Below are 15,416 nucleotides of genomic sequence, written 5' to 3' on the forward strand. Positions count from 1 at the left end.
ACGTATGGAGAAACAGTTGAATGAAACAAAGCTCGTCATCATAACCGGTATGTCTGGAGCAGGAAAGACGGTTGCTGTGCAAAGTTTCGAGGATTTGGGTTACTATTGTGTGGATAATCTCCCTCCGGCACTCCTGCCGACCTTCCTGGATTTGATGCGGGATGCTGCCAATGATATCAAAAAAGTGGCACTTGTCATGGATTTGCGTGGAAGGGAATTCTTTGATTCTTTGTTCGAAGCGCTGGACAAGCTCACCTCGGAGGATTGGCTGGAGCCGCAAGTGCTTTTTCTCGATGCGAAAAATGAGGTGCTTGTCACCAGATATAAAGAAACACGCAGGACGCACCCGCTAGCACCGGAAGGGCTCCCGCTCGAAGGTATACAGCAGGAGCGTGCACTGCTCGATCAGATGCGGGGAAGAGCCCAGTTCATCGTCGATACATCGACACTGAAACCGAAGCAGCTCCGAGAGAAAATCATGAAGCGGTTCAAGGATGCTGATTACGAGGAATTCACGGTTCAGATGATGAGCTTCGGCTTCAAGTACGGTCTTCCGATTGATGCAGACCTCGTCTTTGATGTTCGCTTCCTCCCGAACCCCTTCTATGTGGAGAACCTCAGACCGCAGACGGGCTTGGATGAGCCGGTGTCTTCCTATGTGTTTAAATGGTCGGATACACATACATTCCTGCAGAAGCTGGAGGATATGCTCACTTTCATGCTGCCACAGTATCGGAAGGAAGGGAAAAGCCAGCTTGTCATCGCCATTGGCTGTACAGGCGGACAGCATCGCTCGGTAGCTATTGCAGAGTATTTGGCAAAACGGTACAGCGATAACTATGCGACGCATGTTACGCACCGTGATGTAGAAAGGAAAAGCCACTGATGAGTAGAAAAAAAATAGTTGCAATTGGGGGCGGGACAGGCATGCCTGTTTTGCTGCGAGGGCTGAAGCAGCTTCCTGTCGATCTTTCGGCGATTGTCACAGTTGCTGATGATGGCGGAAGCTCAGGAAAATTGCGAACAGAGCTTGCGATGCCGGCACCAGGGGATATTCGGAATGTCATCGCGGCATTGGCTGATGCTGAGCCGATGCTGATTGATTTATTCCAGCATCGGTTCAAGAATGGCAATGGCTTATCCGGCCATTCGATGGGTAATCTGCTGCTGGCAGCAATGACTTCCATCTCTGGGGATTTTTATAATGGCATCAAGGAAATTTCAAGGGTCTTAAAAGTGAAAGGCAATATTTATCCGATTGCCAATCAGAACGTCGTGCTGCATGCGGAGATGATGGACGGTGAGATCGTGACCGGGGAATCGAACATCCCGCTTGCAAATAAGCAAATTAAACGAGTATTTGTCAGTCCGCTTCCCGTCAAGCCATTGCCGGAAGCAATCGAGGCCATCAAGCAGGCTGATTTGATTGTTATCAGTCCAGGAAGTCTTTATACGAGTGTCATGCCGAACCTGATCGTTCCGGAGATCGAGCATGCCTTGCGGGAAGCACGTGGCAAAGTTGTCTATGTATGCAATGTCATGACACAATATGGAGAAACGACGGGTTATACAGCGGGTGATCATATCCAAGCCATACATGATCACATTGGAGCTGATATTGTCTCGGCGATAGTCGTGAATAACAGCGCGATTGAGCAAGACATCCGTAAAGATTACGCAGAGGAGAACGCGGAACCGGTTGTATATGATATCAGCCGCCTGAAATCATTGGGGATTGAAGTGATCGAAGCTGATATCATTGACCATGATCAGCGGAAGCTCCGTCACGATACGCACAAAATCGCCAAGCTGCTTTACGCGATGCTGTAAGCGAATGGCGCAGGAAAAGGGGGGAGAGCTTCGTGAGCTTTGCATCAGAAATAAAGAAGGAATTAACGACCATTCCAATAGAAATGACGGACGTGAAAAGTGAGCTTGCAGCCTTGATCAGGATGAATGGTTCTGTCTCTTATTCAAGACAGGAATACACGCTGGATGTCCAGACGGAAAATGCTGCCATCGCAAGACGTATATACACGCTGCTGAAGGCTGTTTACCACCATCCAATCGAGCTGCTTGTCCGGAAAAAGATGAAATTAAAGAAAAACAATGTCTATATTGTACGTTTAAACAAAGAAGTGGATCATTTGCTGCGCAGTTTGGAAATCCTTCAGGATCACTTCACCTTCGTTCGTACAATCAGTACCTCGTTTACCGATACTGCCGAAAAACGCAGAGCCTACTTGCGCGGTGCTTTTCTTGCAGGCGGCTCGGTAAATAATCCGGAGACATCTTCTTACCATCTGGAAATATTCAATACACATAAGGAACATAGTGATGCACTTTGTGAGCTGATGAATACATTCGACCTGCATGCTCGCAGTACAGAGCGACGCAAGGGGTTCATTACGTATTTGAAAGAAGCGGAGAAGATTACAGAGTTCCTCAATATTGCAGGCGCTCACAGTGCATTGTTCAAATTTGAGGATGTCCGGATCGTCCGTGATATGCGCAACTCAGTCAATCGGCTTGTCAACTGTGAAACAGCCAATTTGAACAAGACGATCGGTGCTGCTTTTCGTCAAGTGGAGAATATCAACTTCATCAAGAACACGGTCGGAATCGAGGCGCTGCCTGAGAAATTGCAGGAAATAGCAGAACTCCGGGTTCAGCATCAGGATGTATCATTGAAGGAGCTTGGGGAACTGGTTTCCACCGGTAAAATCAGTAAATCCGGTATCAACCACCGCCTCCGAAAAATAGATGAGTTCGCTGAAAGACTTCGAAATGGGACATCTATTAAAAAAGCATAAGCAGGTATGAAGCATATATAGCATGTGGTATACTAAGAAGACACTCTTATGGGTGTTTTCTTTTTCATAAGTTTGACAGCGCTTACTTGGAAAATGGGAGGAATCACATGTGATCCAAAAAACGTTGCGTGTCACCCTGGATACTGGCTTGCAAGCCAGACCAGCGGCAAGCTTTGTCCAGCAAGCCAATCGTTATAGTGCCTCTGTTTATGTGGAAAAAGGGAACAAATCGGTCAACGCAAAAAGCATCATGGGTTTGATGAGTCTGGCTATTGCCCAGGAAGAATTGATCACCTTGAAAATCGACGGTCCAGATGAAGAGGAAGCCATGGAGGAATTGACTGCTTTCATTACTGCCCCGTCGCAAGCCAGCTGATCCATCTCCTAAAAAGTCCTGAATAATTTCAGGACTTTTTTTCTGCTAATTTGTGGTAAGAAAAGCTTACCTAGTGTAGGCTATGTATTGTAAGATTTTTATGGAGTCAGAAAGGAGATCATATTTTGAATGCAAAACGTTGGATCGCAATTGGAATCGCTGCTTTCCTGCTGGCTGTGTCGGTCGGTTTCCAGACCTTGATTGCAGTCATCAATAGCAATTTTACAGAAGCAATTGATTCGGCAACTGGAGGATCTTACTTGAGAGAGGAGATCATCGAGGATGGGGATATGATGAATCGGATAGCGGTGCTGAAAGTGGAAGGCACGATACAGGATACAGGTAAAGAAGCTTCGCTATTGGGAAGCGATACATATAATCATACAGCCTTTTTGGATCAACTGGAGCAGGCTGGCATAGATGATACAGTCGGCGGGATCATCATTGAAGTGAACAGTCCTGGAGGCGGCGTAGTCGAGAGTGCAGAAATTCACGATAAAGTCGTAGAAGTCCAGGAGGAATATGGAAAACCAGTTTATGTATCGATGGGTAATATGGCAGCTTCCGGCGGGTATTATTTATCAGCCAGTGCCAACAAAATCGTTGCTCATCCTGCTACAATCACTGGCTCGATTGGTGTCATCATGTCCACATTGAATTATGCGGAGCTTGCCGATAAAATCGGTATCAAAGAAGAAGTCATCAAGAGTGCCGAACACAAGGATATCATGTCCGGGGCACGTGAAATGACAGATGAAGAACGGGACATCCTGCAGTCCATCATCGATGATATGTACGCTGACTTTGTCCAAGTCATCGTAGACGGACGAGGTATGCCGGAAGATAAAGTGCGCGAGCTTGGAGATGGACGTATTTATTCCGGTAAACAAGCGCTTGAAAATGGCCTGGTTGATGATTTAGGTGATTTGGAAGACACGATAGCCATGATGAAGAAAGATCAAGGGCTTGAGAGCGCAGAAGTATTTGAATATACGGGAAGCGGCTTTGGTATGGGGTCCTTCTGGGCAACAGCTGCGAAGGATTTGTTTGTATCTGATTCCGACCTGCTCGGTATCAAGGAATTGATGGGCAAATCTAATTCACCGGAAGCTATGTATCTCTATACGGAATAGGAGGCGTTAGCATGGATAAAGAAAAACGTGAGCATCCAGAAGAACTGACGTCACCTGATCAGGATATTTCCAGGACAGAGATAATGGGAGCTGCGGGGACTGACGGATATGAAGGAACAACTGGAGCTGCGGGGACTGACGAATATGCCGAGCCAAGGAAAGTTGCACATGCCCAGGATAATACCTATCAAGTGAGTAGCGATCTTGATCGGGAATTGGTGGAACAGTCTGCAGGTGCATCCTCCAAGACAGCAGCTGAAAAGCGTTATGCTGGATTTTGGATGCGTTTCTGGGCTTATCTTGTCGATCTCCTCGTCGTATTCAGCCTGACAGGTTTGCTCGTTCAGCCTTTTACGATGATAGACGCTTTTTATGAAGCGACACTTTGGAAATGGAGCGTCAGCGCTTTACTTGGCGGATTGATTTTCTTTGCTTATTTCCTGTTCATGACAAAATGGCGCGGACAGACTTTAGGCAAGATGATCTTCGGTTTACGCGTCATCCGGGAGGACGGAGGACGTCTGTCCTGGTCGGATACGCTGGTTCGGGAAGTGGTAGGCCGTTTCATACACCGCTTATTGTTTTTGTATATCCTTTATGCTGTTGTAGCATTTACACCAAGAAAACAAGGGGTACACGATCTTTTTGCGGATACACTTGTTATTCATGAATAAGGAAAAACCATCCGACATATTGCCGGATGGTTTTTTTTCTGTCTTATGAAGGTTTTTTCTCCATTACTTTATCGATCAAGCCGTAGTTCACTGCTTGTTCTGCTGTAAGGAAGTTATCACGGTCTGTATCGCGCTCGATTACCTCAAGCGGCTGACCGCTGCGCTCTGCCATGATTTCGTTTAGCTTTTTGCGCATTTCGATGATGCGGCGAGCATGGATTTCAATATCACTTGCCTGGCCTTGTGTACCGCCTAGAGGCTGGTGAATCATCACTTCACTGTTTGGAAGTGCGAAACGTTTGCCTTTTTCACCAGCAGTCAATAGGAATGCACCCATGGAAGCTGCCATACCGATGCAGATAGTCGATACTTGCGGCTGAATGAATTGCATTGTATCGTAGATTGCCATACCTGCAGTGATGGATCCGCCTGGTGAGTTGATGTATAGGGAAATTTCTTTTTCCGGATCTTCTGCTGCCAAGAATAACAGCTGAGAAACGATGCTGTTGGCAACATTATCATCGATCGCGCTGCCAAGCATGATGATCCGGTCTTTCAACAGACGGGAGTAAATATCATAAGCGCGTTCTCCTCTGTTTGTCTGTTCAATAACTGTAGGGATTAGATTCATAGTAGATCCTCCTTTGGATATGAGCTCATTATGTTAAGTAATGACTAACCTTATCTTACCTAAAAGGTCAATAAAGGTCAAACAAAATACTAACTTTCTATCGCCTATTCCATATTTCCCTAGTTGAAAGGCAAATAAACGCTAGAAATACAGTATCCCGTTAACTTTGACTTTCAATAGATAATCTCCTGCAAACAAGTGCACTTTTCATTTTAATTGTCGCTTCAGGAAATGGTTTAGAAATGTTACCAGGGTGGAATGTAATCAGCGGAAAGCAAAAAAGCTCTAGGAGGTAACAACATGTTCAACCATACGAAAGTACTACAATATCCAGCAAGACCGGACAAGCCAGATGCGCTGTTCGCAAAGAAAATGCAGGAAATCTTGGGTGGACAATTCGGTGAAATCACTGTAGCCCTTCAATACTTATTCCAAGGCTGGAGCGCCCGCGGCGAAGAAAAATATAAAGATTTGATCATGGATACAGCCACAGAAGAAATCGGTCATGTTGAAATGATCGCAACCATGATTGCCCGCCTGCTTGATGGAGCACCTATCAAAGAACAAGAAGAAGCAGCGAAGGATCCTGTCATCGGAGCTATCCTAGGCGGTATGAACCCACAGCACGCCATCGTTTCAGGTCTGGGACCTCGTCCGACAGACAGTAATGGTGTTCCTTGGAACGCTGGCTACATCATTGCAAGCGGTAACCTCCTAGCTGATATTCGCGCCAACATCAATGCGGAATCTCAAGGACGGCTGCAAGTTGCCCGTCTATATGAAATGACAGAAGACCAAGGTGTCCGCGATATGTTGTCCTTCTTGCTCGCACGTGACTCCATGCACCAAAACCAATGGATTGCTGCTGCACGTGAATTGGAAGAGAAGAATGGCGTCATCGTGCCAGGCTCCTTCCCGAGAGAACTTGAGGCAGATAACTTCTCCCATAGCCTGATCAACTTCTCTGAAGGAGAAGATTCAAAAGAAGGCAGCTGGGCAAATGGAACTGCCCCAGACGGAGGTCAGTTCAATTATGAACAAACACCAACAGCTCACGGTGAAAAACAAGAACTGCAGCCAGCACCTGAATATATGTATCCGAAATAAAAAGCAATCCATAACAAAAAAAGGAAGGAAGAAAGAAGCTGGTCTCCTTTCTTCCTTTTGCTAGAATGACGGACTATCAATAAAATACTTGCACAAAAGAAAAAACTCACGTATAATAATCGTTGTCACATTATTAATTACATATGCGCTCGTAGCTCAGTTGGATAGAGCGGTGGTTTCCGGTACCACGTCTGCCGGGGGTTCGAATCCCTCCGAGCGCGCTACTAAATATAGAAATAGCAAGGGTTCAGGCAGTTTGCCGCCCTTGCTATTTTTTGTAGTTTGCAAACATTTTGCAAACCTTCGGGTTCCGAAATAAGTTTTTTGAGTATCTTACCGGGGTTTCTTCCGAATTAGTTCGGTTATACCTATAGAGAAGTTTGAACTAAATTAGTTCAGCAATCTTATTCCCATATCTACGTCCTACTATTACAAGCTTAACGGCACAGGCAGGCATACCTCTTGTTATAATGCCACCCGTTTAATGATGTAAGACAAGATGAGGAAGAGGAATCTAGTGAAGACTAGATTCCTCTTTTTTGTGCAAATAACTGGCCTAACATATCGGCAGCAGCTGTTTGCATACCTGGATTAAATGATAGTACGTACTTAATGTTATTTGTATGCTGGCATTCCCAGTCGTTCTTGCATAACCTTAGGGTGAACTCCCATCTTCAACAAAAGAGTTGCATGAGTGTGCCGCAACGAGTGATTTTTTTTGTTTGTAGAAATTATACGATTTTCTCAGAGACAAAAAGTCCTCTGGAAGAAGCGCCTTTCTCCAATATATTCTTGTTATAAGTTATAACAGGAAACTAGAGGACACTGTTTGAAGAGATGGCGTTGTTTGGTGTCCTTTTTTAATTAGGAGGATGGCGGATGGAGCAGCTGACTTTACTTCCGGAGATAGATGAAAAAGAGGTGCAGCAGATTGTAATAAAAGAACTCAAACAGTACCGAGCTCTGAAGATTCAAATTGAAAATAGGAGAGAGCAGCAGAAGGCAGGTATGGTAGGTGTATTCCCTTCTTTAAGGCTGGCTGATCGGTTGAATGAAATCAAGGTAAGGCAGCAGATGAGCGGGCGTTGGAGGGCTCGCTTGATTATATAGAGCAGCAGATTCTCGAGATGAAGTACCTGAACGCGAAAGAGATAAATGACCTAAATATATTTATGGAATTAGGCATAACAAAGGGGAAATATTATCAGAAGAAGAGAATGGCCATATTTCGTCTGGCGACAGCTATAGGAACTATCTAGGACTTAGTTGATCAGATGTTTAAAAGCCATTGAATGAATGTTCTACGCCCTAAAACAGTAGCTACTACAAGCTATTTACTGATCTCGTATTTTAAAGGTAAACAAGAAGAATCCCTTTGAAAAATTGATCAAAAGGGATTCTAAAAATCTTCTTTATGGAAATTTCTAATGCTTTATTTTAAAAGCCGCAGAATCTATATTTCTTTTAACTATTTCTAAATTAAAATTTAATGACTAATGGAACTATAATAATTTCTCAAAAGCTAATCTTTCGCTAGAACTATCTACGTATATGATTCCACAATACTCAAATCCATTCTTCTTGAGTGTCTTTTGCATAGGGATATTTTCTTTATGTGTATCAACCTTAATACTATGCACATCATGATCTATACATAGGTCTTCTATATATTTAATAATTTCAGTTGATAAACCTAATCCCTTGTGAGTATTGCTTACAGCTACTCTATGGATAGTTGCATATTTATTATTACTTAGCCATTGACCTTCGTATATTGAGTCATATGATGGCTCATTTTTAAAAGTTACCATTGATGTTGCAACAACATCATCATCTTTTACTAATACATAGCTTTCTGCATTGTTTATATCATTAATGATTGTATATTCATTTGGATAACCATTTTGCCATTGATCTTTCCTGGTTTTTAAAAAACTCTTGAGCTTGCCTTATAATTTTCATTATACTTTTTATATCACTTGTCTTTGATTTTCTAAATATCATTGGTAGCCCTCCTATTATTGTTTATACATGCTTTAAAAAATATAAAACCTTCCTTGATATTTTTATGTTTTAAACCTTTAACATTAAAATTAAACAGTTTATATACTATTTGGACACAGTAACCTATTCCAAATACAGTTAGTAGTGTACCTATTCCAACAGTACCACCTAATAAATATCCAGTTATTAAAGCAATAATCTCTATAAAAAACCTTATTCTACCAACAGGCTTTGATGTGATCTTAACTAAAATCACCATTAATCCATCTCTTGGACCGCATCCCATTTCGCACCCAATATACAAATAACTACCGATAGCATTCGCAAATAAACTACCTATTATAAGCAATACCCCAGAAAACAAATGGTTACTAGTAGGAATGATATTTATATGCATTATTATATCTATAAAACACCCAATTATAAGCATGTTTGCCAGCGTTCCGATTCCAATTTTTATACCTAACTTGCTAACTATCATTACAATTATTAATCCAACTATAATACTTGCTTGACCGATAGTGATCCCAAATACATTAGATAAACCTTGATGAAAGACATCCCATGGACTTGAACCTAAATTCGACTTTATTGCCATTACAGTAGAAAGTGCACATAATGTCAAACCTGTTAACATTCTTAGAGAAAAGAATAATAATTTATTCATGAATTTCTCCATACAAAGTTAAGTCTTTATCTAACCAATACTTTTCTATATTTTTACTCATTTTTTCAATTAAGTAAGTAGCCATTTTTACTTCTTCTTCACTAAAACCATCAAAGCTAAATTCTAAATGCTTTCTTTCCTCATTAATAATTATTTTATAAATTTCTAATCCTTTTTCAGTAGCTATTAACTCAAATTCTCTTTTATCTTTTTTGTTTTGCTGCTTACTGATATATCCAAGGTTGATCAGTTTTTGTACTGCCTTAGTAGTTGTTGCCTTATCAACTTTTACCATTTCAGTTAAATTAGCCAAATTAGTCTTGGGATTTTCACATATTCTAGTTAAGAATATATATTGCCCTTTTTGTAACCCTATTTGTTTAAATTTTAAATCAGATTTAGAATTTAACGTTCTGGCTAAAGTTCCTACATATCTTAATGCTTTAGATTCTAATTTTTTCATAATCAATCCCCTGTATAAAGGTAGTTGAACTTTCAACTAATATTCTACAGGGTAAAAGTTGAAAGTTCAACCATTTTGTGAGGGAGGTGCTCTTTTTAAAAATTAGTGTTCATTAAAGTACACTTTTATAGACAAAATCATAGATAATTCTTTGAATAAAATTAGGACAAAAAAGGTACCAAATTGATATGCTCCCCTTCAAGTAAACAGTTTTATTTTTCACTGTCTACTTAAAGGGGAGCATATCAATAAGGTAGCTTCTTTTCTGTCTACTTGTATAATGCTTTATGCTGCGTATTTACTTATTTCTAGATTCGACATCTTTACATTCTAGTTATTAAACAAAAATTTGGAGGTCCATACTATACTGGGAGGCAGGACGGAGCATCTACATTTGTAGGTGCTTTTTAAATAACAGACACTTCCTGAAATCCGTTAAAATGGATAGGGGAAGTAGCTTACTAAGTTTAATCATCTATGTATTTTTAAGAGGGGGTAGTGAAGTGAATTTTAAGAAGACAATACCGTTAATAATGATTACTTTGCTGCTTGCTGTTGCTTGTTTTTTTGTGCCGCAATATCTCAATTTAAGTAGGGATCAAGTTAGTTTTGTATCGGCACATTTATAGGGGGGATTTTACGTGGTGGTATTACACTGGCAGGTGTAGTTTAACATTAGAAGGGAGTAAGACACAGAAGTTTATTGAAATGTACCCAAAAAAGAAAGTTAAATCTGCAGACAATTGTGAGTGAAATGGAAGCTTCTATAAATTTAATCGACTCTTTATGGGATCATCCAGATAAAGCGAATGAATCGTTAAGGGCTGATTATAAGAAGTATTCAGACTTGATACCATTAGCTATTGAAGTTAACGCAGAATCCTATGATACAATCTCCTTGTTTCAAGAGTTATTACTCAACATTGAACAGAATATGAATGTAAGTTATGAAGCTGATAAATGGACCGGGGAGCCAAAGAAGGATAAATTACGTAATAATTTCATCGCGGCCAATCTTAATTAAGGATATAGAATTATTCAATAATTATGAAGAAAGGGAAATTCAAACATTTATCGAATACATCCTTTTGTGACCAGAAATAAAGGGAGGATTTTTTTGGGCAAAAGGATTAAGTTACCATTATCAGTTGAAGAGAAAAGTAAATTGAGGCTCGCCGGTGTAAAGTTGGCTGAGTTACATACTCTTGAGGCTCCACATCTTGCTAAGATACTAGATTCAAGTTTAGATAGTGCCCAGAAATTAATAGGTTTAGCAGAATTTCAACGAGTTCCGTCTATTGGATTTGAATTGGCTGATAAACTTGTAAATCATCTAAAAATTTATTCACTTCATGAGATAAGTGATAAAGATGGAGCGCAACTCTTCGATCAATTGGAACAAGAGATGGGCATATGGACTGATAGCTGCGTAGAAGATCAATTACGGTGTGTTATCCATTTTGCTAATAATCCTACCAGTACTGAACAATGGTTTTATTTTACTGAGGAAAGGAAAGCATACCGCAATTCTTTCGGCTATCCAAAAGAAAGACCCAAAACACCGTGGTATGAGATAAAAGGGGAATAACATGAAGACAAAGCTTAAGCATGTACGAGTAAACGTTGAGGATTTTAATGAATCTTTAGAATGGTACACAACAACACTAGGATTTAAGGTTGCGGGAACCTGGCCTCCTGAGCATCCAGACTATGTACATTTGAAATCAGAGGGCGGTGCTACTTTTGCTATCATGCAAGATAAGAACTTCCCTTCGCCTGGAAGGTTTAATTTTGATGTCGATAATGTTGAAGAATTATGGGAAGTGTTGAAGGAAAGGGTGAATGTTGTTGAAGAGCTTTTTTCTACACCTTGGAGATCAAAGAAATTTACTATTTGTGATTTATCGGGCAATGAACTGGGGTTTGTTCAGGAATCAAAATGAAAATAACGATAAAAAGGACGTTATAAAACCTATAACGTCCTTTTTATTTTGGAAGGAGGTGAACAATAGATGGCACGAGAGTTAAAGAACGCTTCCATTACTCACGTTAGTTACGTGGACAAGGGCGCTAATCAAAAGACATTCTTCTTTACTAAGTCTAATGATAAACCTGATTTTCAGAAGCATGTTCAAGTATTAGTAAATAAAGACGAAGAGGAACAGCAGCTGGTGTACGGCGTTATGAGCCCGATGAGGAAGATTCGCACGGTGATTTTATGACTGCACCAGAAATTGAAAAGGCTGCTCATGGATTTATGAAGGATGCCCGCAATATTGATACGCAGCATGATTTCCAGGCAGGTGTCGGAGGGGAGCGGCAACTCCCCTTACTCACTATAATTATAACTGCTTCTGGATAAAATAAAAAAACAATGAAGGTCAGGAGGATTACTTATGTTAGCATTGACAATCATTACAACTGCTATTGCATTTATTACTGCGGTTGCTTCGCTTGTTTTATCCATTAAGAATAGAAAAGGTGCATAAGTATGAAAAAAGAACTGCCAAAGCTTTATTCAAAGGCGGACCTTGCTCGACGCTTGGGAGCGACTAGACAAGTGGTTAACAACTGGGAAAAGCGGCACAACGATTTTCCGGATCCCGTCATGCATGTTCATGACGGGTCCCTGCCTCTTTATCTGCATGAGGATATTGTTAAATATGAAGAAAAGCGAGAACTGGAAATACATGAAGAGGAGTGCAGTAATAATGCTAAATGAAATATTTCATATCGCAGTACCAACTGCTTTTTATGATGATGAGACCTTAAATGTTGAAGGAACAATTCATCATATAGAGAACTTATATCAGCAGGGTGTTCGTTCTGTATTTGTTTGTGGGACCACCGGTGAACAGCATAGTCTTAGTCTTGGTGAAAAATTAGAATTGGTAGAAGGTATTGATACGAATAACAAGTTGACCAATAACATGGAGATCATTTTTGGTGTAGCTTCTGTTAGACAAAAGGAAGCAGAAGAGCTTGCTAAGCATATAAGTAAAACAAATATTACAGCTGTCATGATAGGTTATCCTCCATATATAAAACCATCTCAGGAAGAAGCTTTCAATTATACAAAAAGTCTAGTTTCTATATCAGGAAAGGATGCAATCTTATATAACAATCCTGCGAGGACAGGTTTCGACTTGGAAGTTGATACTATAAACAAACTACTTTCGATGAAGGACATTATCGGTATCAAAGAGGCTGGTGAGAAGACTAAGATCCAGCATTTGAAAATCGAAAGTGACAAACAACTCTACATTTACGCTGGAGGAGAGCAGGGATTAGAGGATAGTGTAAGACACGGTTTTAATCGTTTATCTTCCATAGCAGGTAATCTGGCTCCCGCAGAAATTAAAAATTGGTTTGAAGCACTATTAAAAAATGAGAAACTGAAGGGAGCAGAGATTCATAAAGTAGAGAATGTACTTAATAAAGTATATTCTGGTACGCCGCTAGTTAATATAAAAGAAGAGCTTAACAGCCAAGGTGTAAAGTTAGGAAGTTGCCGAACTCCTATTGGTAATTAGTATAATTTTATTATGTATGAACACTTACTGTATGCTTGGATAAGGAAGTGGCTGAATAGAATGATTATCAAATGACCGCCCAACCGCCCGGGCGACCGTCCAAAGCCACAAGAAAAATCACAACTGAATCAAAGTAGCCTATTAGCTGCAATATAAAGCCTATAATGACAACATTCTGCCGAATCTTTCCTAACGCTGCCGAACAGGACATGAACCATGGTAAGGTAGGGGTCAAAGAGATGCGCTGGTAAAGTGAATTTGAAAGTGGATTTGCAAACATAATTGTAAACCAAAAGGCTAACATAATGAGCCAACATACAGAGTAAACACTGGAAGCTAATGTTGTATGACATGCGCTAAACTAAGGAAAAGCATAGCGAAGAAACCCATAAGCTAGCTGTTCATAATAAAAAATTGGTTTCCGGTACCACGTCTGCCGGGGGTTCGAATCCCTCCGAGCGCGCTACTAAATATAGAAATAGCAAGGGTTCAGGCAGTTTGCCGCCCTTGCTATTTTTTTGTTTTTTGATGAATTTCTAACATTCTTCTAACCTTTGGTTTCCGAAGTATTTTATTGTCATTTTGAAAAGAGAACCCAGCATGTCTGCAGCCGCGGATTGCGTATGTATGTTGAATGAAAGGAGATTCGTTTTACATCTGAATTCTCAGGAAATGTTATCACAAGAAGAGGTACCTTCTCCGAATAGCCACAGAACTAGGGTGATTTAGTGTTGTGGTTATACATTTAAAACTGACTGTAGTCAGTCTTTATGTTTTCTGTTACTATGATATCAGTAAAAAAATATATATATCTGACTTTAGTCATATATGAGGTGAGTGGAGGAATTGAGGGAATGAAAAATGTATCAGGTTCAAAATTACCAACTAAGAACACGCTGTGGACCTTGTCGTTTATTTTGGTAGTAATCTCTAATGCACTGTTGTTCATGATTTTTGAAATGTTGTTACCTACGTTACCGCTATTTGTGAATGAGATAGGCGGAAATGCAGGAGCAATTGGATTAATTACAGGGGTCTTCATGGTGTCAGCTATACTTATTAGACCATTTTCCGGATACCTACTTCGAATAGTAAATAAAAAATACCTATTAATCTTGGGTATCTTAATAAATGCGGTATCAACGGGTTTATATTATTACGCTGACAGCGTGAGCCTATTGCTTATCATTCGTATTATACATGGAGCGGGATTCGGTTTAGCCAGTACTTATTTTGCAACTCTAGCTGCGGAGATTATACCTAAAGATAGGCGTGGAGAGGGATTAGGGTATTTTGGTGTTGGAGAAACGGTTGCTATTTCCATTGGCCCGATGATTGGTATTGCGATATTAAACGTTTCTGATTATTCACGATTATTCTTAGGGGGAATGGCGGTACTGATACTATCCGCTTTTATGGCCATTCTTTCTAAAAAGTCAACTGAGCTAAAACGTGATGTACAAGAACATCAAACAATAAAGATAATAGAGATGCGTGTGCTATTTCCTTCCCTGTTGATTTTAATGGCAGGTCTGGCAGCTTCAGGTATTATGTCATTTTTGTCTTTGTACGCGTTAGAAAAAGACTTCAATGGTGTAGGTTGGTTTTTCTTTGTTGTTGCTGCCACTAGTTTTCTAGTGCGACTAATTTCGGGAAAATTATTTGATAAACATGGCCCCTCAATTATATTAATTCCAGGATCCATATTGGCCTTTTTAGGTTTTATAGTACTTTACTTTGCGGAATCAGCATTTTTCTTTTACATCGCAGCTGCCTTATACGGTTTAGGATTTGGTGCAATTTTTCCTGCGATACAAACTTGGTGCATAAGTTTAGTTCAAGAACATGAGCATGAATATGCTATGTCAACTTTCTTTAATTTTTTTGATATAGGTATAGGGGGAGGATCTTTGTAATTAGGAGTACTTGCTACAAAGTTCTCGTACAGTTCAGTTTATATAATGGGTTCAGGGTTTTATATTGCTTTTCTTTTGTTGTATCTATTATTCGCATAT

General features: G+C 40.3%; 16 protein-coding genes, 1 tRNA gene and 3 pseudogenes. 16 read left to right on the top strand and 4 right to left on the bottom strand.

Annotated features, from left to right (window positions below; translation table 11 throughout):
- Positions 1-4 precede the first annotated feature (4 nt).
- The 6 genes from rapZ (at position 5) to BLQ53_RS19095 (ending at position 4,996) form a co-directional block, all read left to right on the top strand.
- Positions 5-886 carry an RNase adapter RapZ gene (gene rapZ, locus BLQ53_RS02275; RefSeq protein ID WP_093725581.1) on the top strand — a complete coding sequence of 294 codons (882 nt, stop codon included), beginning with the start codon at positions 5-7 and terminating at the stop codon, positions 884-886.
- The gene (locus BLQ53_RS02280) at positions 886-1,830 is read left to right on the top strand and encodes a gluconeogenesis factor YvcK family protein (RefSeq protein WP_093725583.1); all 945 of its coding nucleotides are present in this window, start codon (positions 886-888) and stop codon (positions 1,828-1,830) included. Before rapZ ends, BLQ53_RS02280 begins: the two co-directional genes overlap by 1 nt.
- A 32-nt stretch (positions 1,831-1,862) precedes the next feature.
- Positions 1,863-2,813 (top strand): DNA-binding protein WhiA, encoded by a 951-nt coding sequence (whiA, locus tag BLQ53_RS02285; protein WP_093725585.1) that lies wholly within the window; start codon positions 1,863-1,865, stop codon positions 2,811-2,813.
- A 109-nt stretch (positions 2,814-2,922) separates the two neighbouring features.
- Entirely contained in the window at positions 2,923-3,189 is a 267-nt protein-coding gene (locus BLQ53_RS02290; protein ID WP_093725587.1) for an HPr family phosphocarrier protein, read from the top strand.
- Between the two features lie 125 nt (positions 3,190-3,314).
- Positions 3,315-4,322: a signal peptide peptidase SppA gene (gene sppA / locus BLQ53_RS02295; protein WP_093725589.1), complete on the top strand. Its 1,008-nt coding sequence runs from the start codon at positions 3,315-3,317 to the stop codon at positions 4,320-4,322.
- Between the two features lie 11 nt (positions 4,323-4,333).
- Entirely contained in the window at positions 4,334-4,996 is a 663-nt protein-coding gene (locus BLQ53_RS19095; RefSeq protein WP_244499211.1) for an RDD family protein, read from the top strand.
- 43 nt (positions 4,997-5,039) lie between these two features.
- Here BLQ53_RS19095 and clpP read toward each other — a convergent pair whose 3' ends face one another.
- Positions 5,040-5,627, bottom strand: coding sequence for an ATP-dependent Clp endopeptidase proteolytic subunit ClpP (clpP, locus tag BLQ53_RS02305; RefSeq protein WP_093725591.1), 588 nt, complete (start codon positions 5,625-5,627; stop codon positions 5,040-5,042).
- Positions 5,628-5,927: 300 nt separating this feature from the next.
- Here clpP and BLQ53_RS02310 point away from each other — a divergent pair, with 300 nt between their 5' ends.
- From BLQ53_RS02310 to BLQ53_RS02320, 3 genes and pseudogenes are all read left to right on the top strand, one after another.
- Entirely contained in the window at positions 5,928-6,734 is an 807-nt protein-coding gene (locus tag BLQ53_RS02310; protein WP_093725593.1) for a manganese catalase, read from the top strand.
- A 145-nt stretch (positions 6,735-6,879) separates the two neighbouring features.
- A tRNA-Arg gene (locus BLQ53_RS02315) sits at positions 6,880-6,955 on the top strand.
- Positions 6,956-7,613: 658 nt separating this feature from the next.
- A pseudogene (locus tag BLQ53_RS02320) lies at positions 7,614-7,993 on the top strand (ArpU family phage packaging/lysis transcriptional regulator).
- 243 nt (positions 7,994-8,236) lie between these two features.
- On the opposite strand, the pseudogene BLQ53_RS19395 reads toward BLQ53_RS02320, so the two are convergent.
- The 3 genes and pseudogenes from BLQ53_RS19395 to BLQ53_RS02335 form a co-directional block, all read right to left on the bottom strand.
- Positions 8,237-8,638 (bottom strand): annotated as a pseudogene (locus BLQ53_RS19395) (GNAT family N-acetyltransferase); the annotation flags it as partial.
- Positions 8,639-8,727: 89 nt separating this feature from the next.
- Positions 8,728-9,405: a YczE/YyaS/YitT family protein gene (locus BLQ53_RS02330; protein WP_093725595.1), complete on the bottom strand. Its 678-nt coding sequence runs from the start codon at positions 9,403-9,405 to the stop codon at positions 8,728-8,730.
- Positions 9,398-9,868, bottom strand: coding sequence for a MarR family winged helix-turn-helix transcriptional regulator (locus BLQ53_RS02335; protein WP_093725597.1), 471 nt, complete (start codon positions 9,866-9,868; stop codon positions 9,398-9,400). The genes BLQ53_RS02330 and BLQ53_RS02335 overlap by 8 nt, the downstream gene beginning before the upstream one ends.
- Positions 9,869-10,613: 745 nt before the next feature.
- Between BLQ53_RS02335 and BLQ53_RS02340 the strand changes: the two genes are divergently transcribed.
- The 7 genes and pseudogenes from BLQ53_RS02340 to BLQ53_RS02370 all read left to right on the top strand — a co-directional run bounded on the left by BLQ53_RS02340 (position 10,614) and on the right by BLQ53_RS02370 (position 15,317).
- Complete coding sequence (locus BLQ53_RS02340; protein WP_139180830.1) at positions 10,614-10,892, top strand: hypothetical protein; 279 nt, start codon at positions 10,614-10,616, stop codon at positions 10,890-10,892.
- Positions 10,893-10,985: 93 nt separating this feature from the next.
- Complete coding sequence (locus BLQ53_RS02345; protein ID WP_093725601.1) at positions 10,986-11,456, top strand: helix-hairpin-helix domain-containing protein; 471 nt, start codon at positions 10,986-10,988, stop codon at positions 11,454-11,456.
- Between the two features lies 1 nt (position 11,457).
- On the top strand, positions 11,458-11,811 hold the full coding sequence (locus BLQ53_RS02350; RefSeq protein WP_093725603.1) for a VOC family protein: 354 nt from the start codon (positions 11,458-11,460) through the stop codon (positions 11,809-11,811).
- 69 nt (positions 11,812-11,880) lie between these two features.
- Positions 11,881-12,179, top strand: a pseudogene (locus BLQ53_RS02355) (XkdF-like putative serine protease domain-containing protein); the annotation flags it as partial.
- A 180-nt stretch (positions 12,180-12,359) separates the two neighbouring features.
- Entirely contained in the window at positions 12,360-12,590 is a 231-nt protein-coding gene (locus BLQ53_RS02360) for a hypothetical protein (RefSeq protein ID WP_093725605.1), read from the top strand.
- Positions 12,580-13,401 carry a dihydrodipicolinate synthase family protein gene (locus tag BLQ53_RS02365; protein ID WP_093725607.1) on the top strand — a complete coding sequence of 274 codons (822 nt, stop codon included), beginning with the start codon at positions 12,580-12,582 and terminating at the stop codon, positions 13,399-13,401. The genes BLQ53_RS02360 and BLQ53_RS02365 overlap by 11 nt, the downstream gene beginning before the upstream one ends.
- Positions 13,402-14,255: 854 nt before the next feature.
- Positions 14,256-15,317 (top strand): MFS transporter, encoded by a 1,062-nt coding sequence (locus tag BLQ53_RS02370; RefSeq protein WP_342005070.1) that lies wholly within the window; start codon positions 14,256-14,258, stop codon positions 15,315-15,317.
- Positions 15,318-15,416: the final 99 nt, after the last annotated feature.

The organism is Terribacillus halophilus (genome assembly GCF_900101385.1).
Classification (GTDB): domain Bacteria; phylum Bacillota; class Bacilli; order Bacillales; family Amphibacillaceae; genus Terribacillus; species Terribacillus halophilus.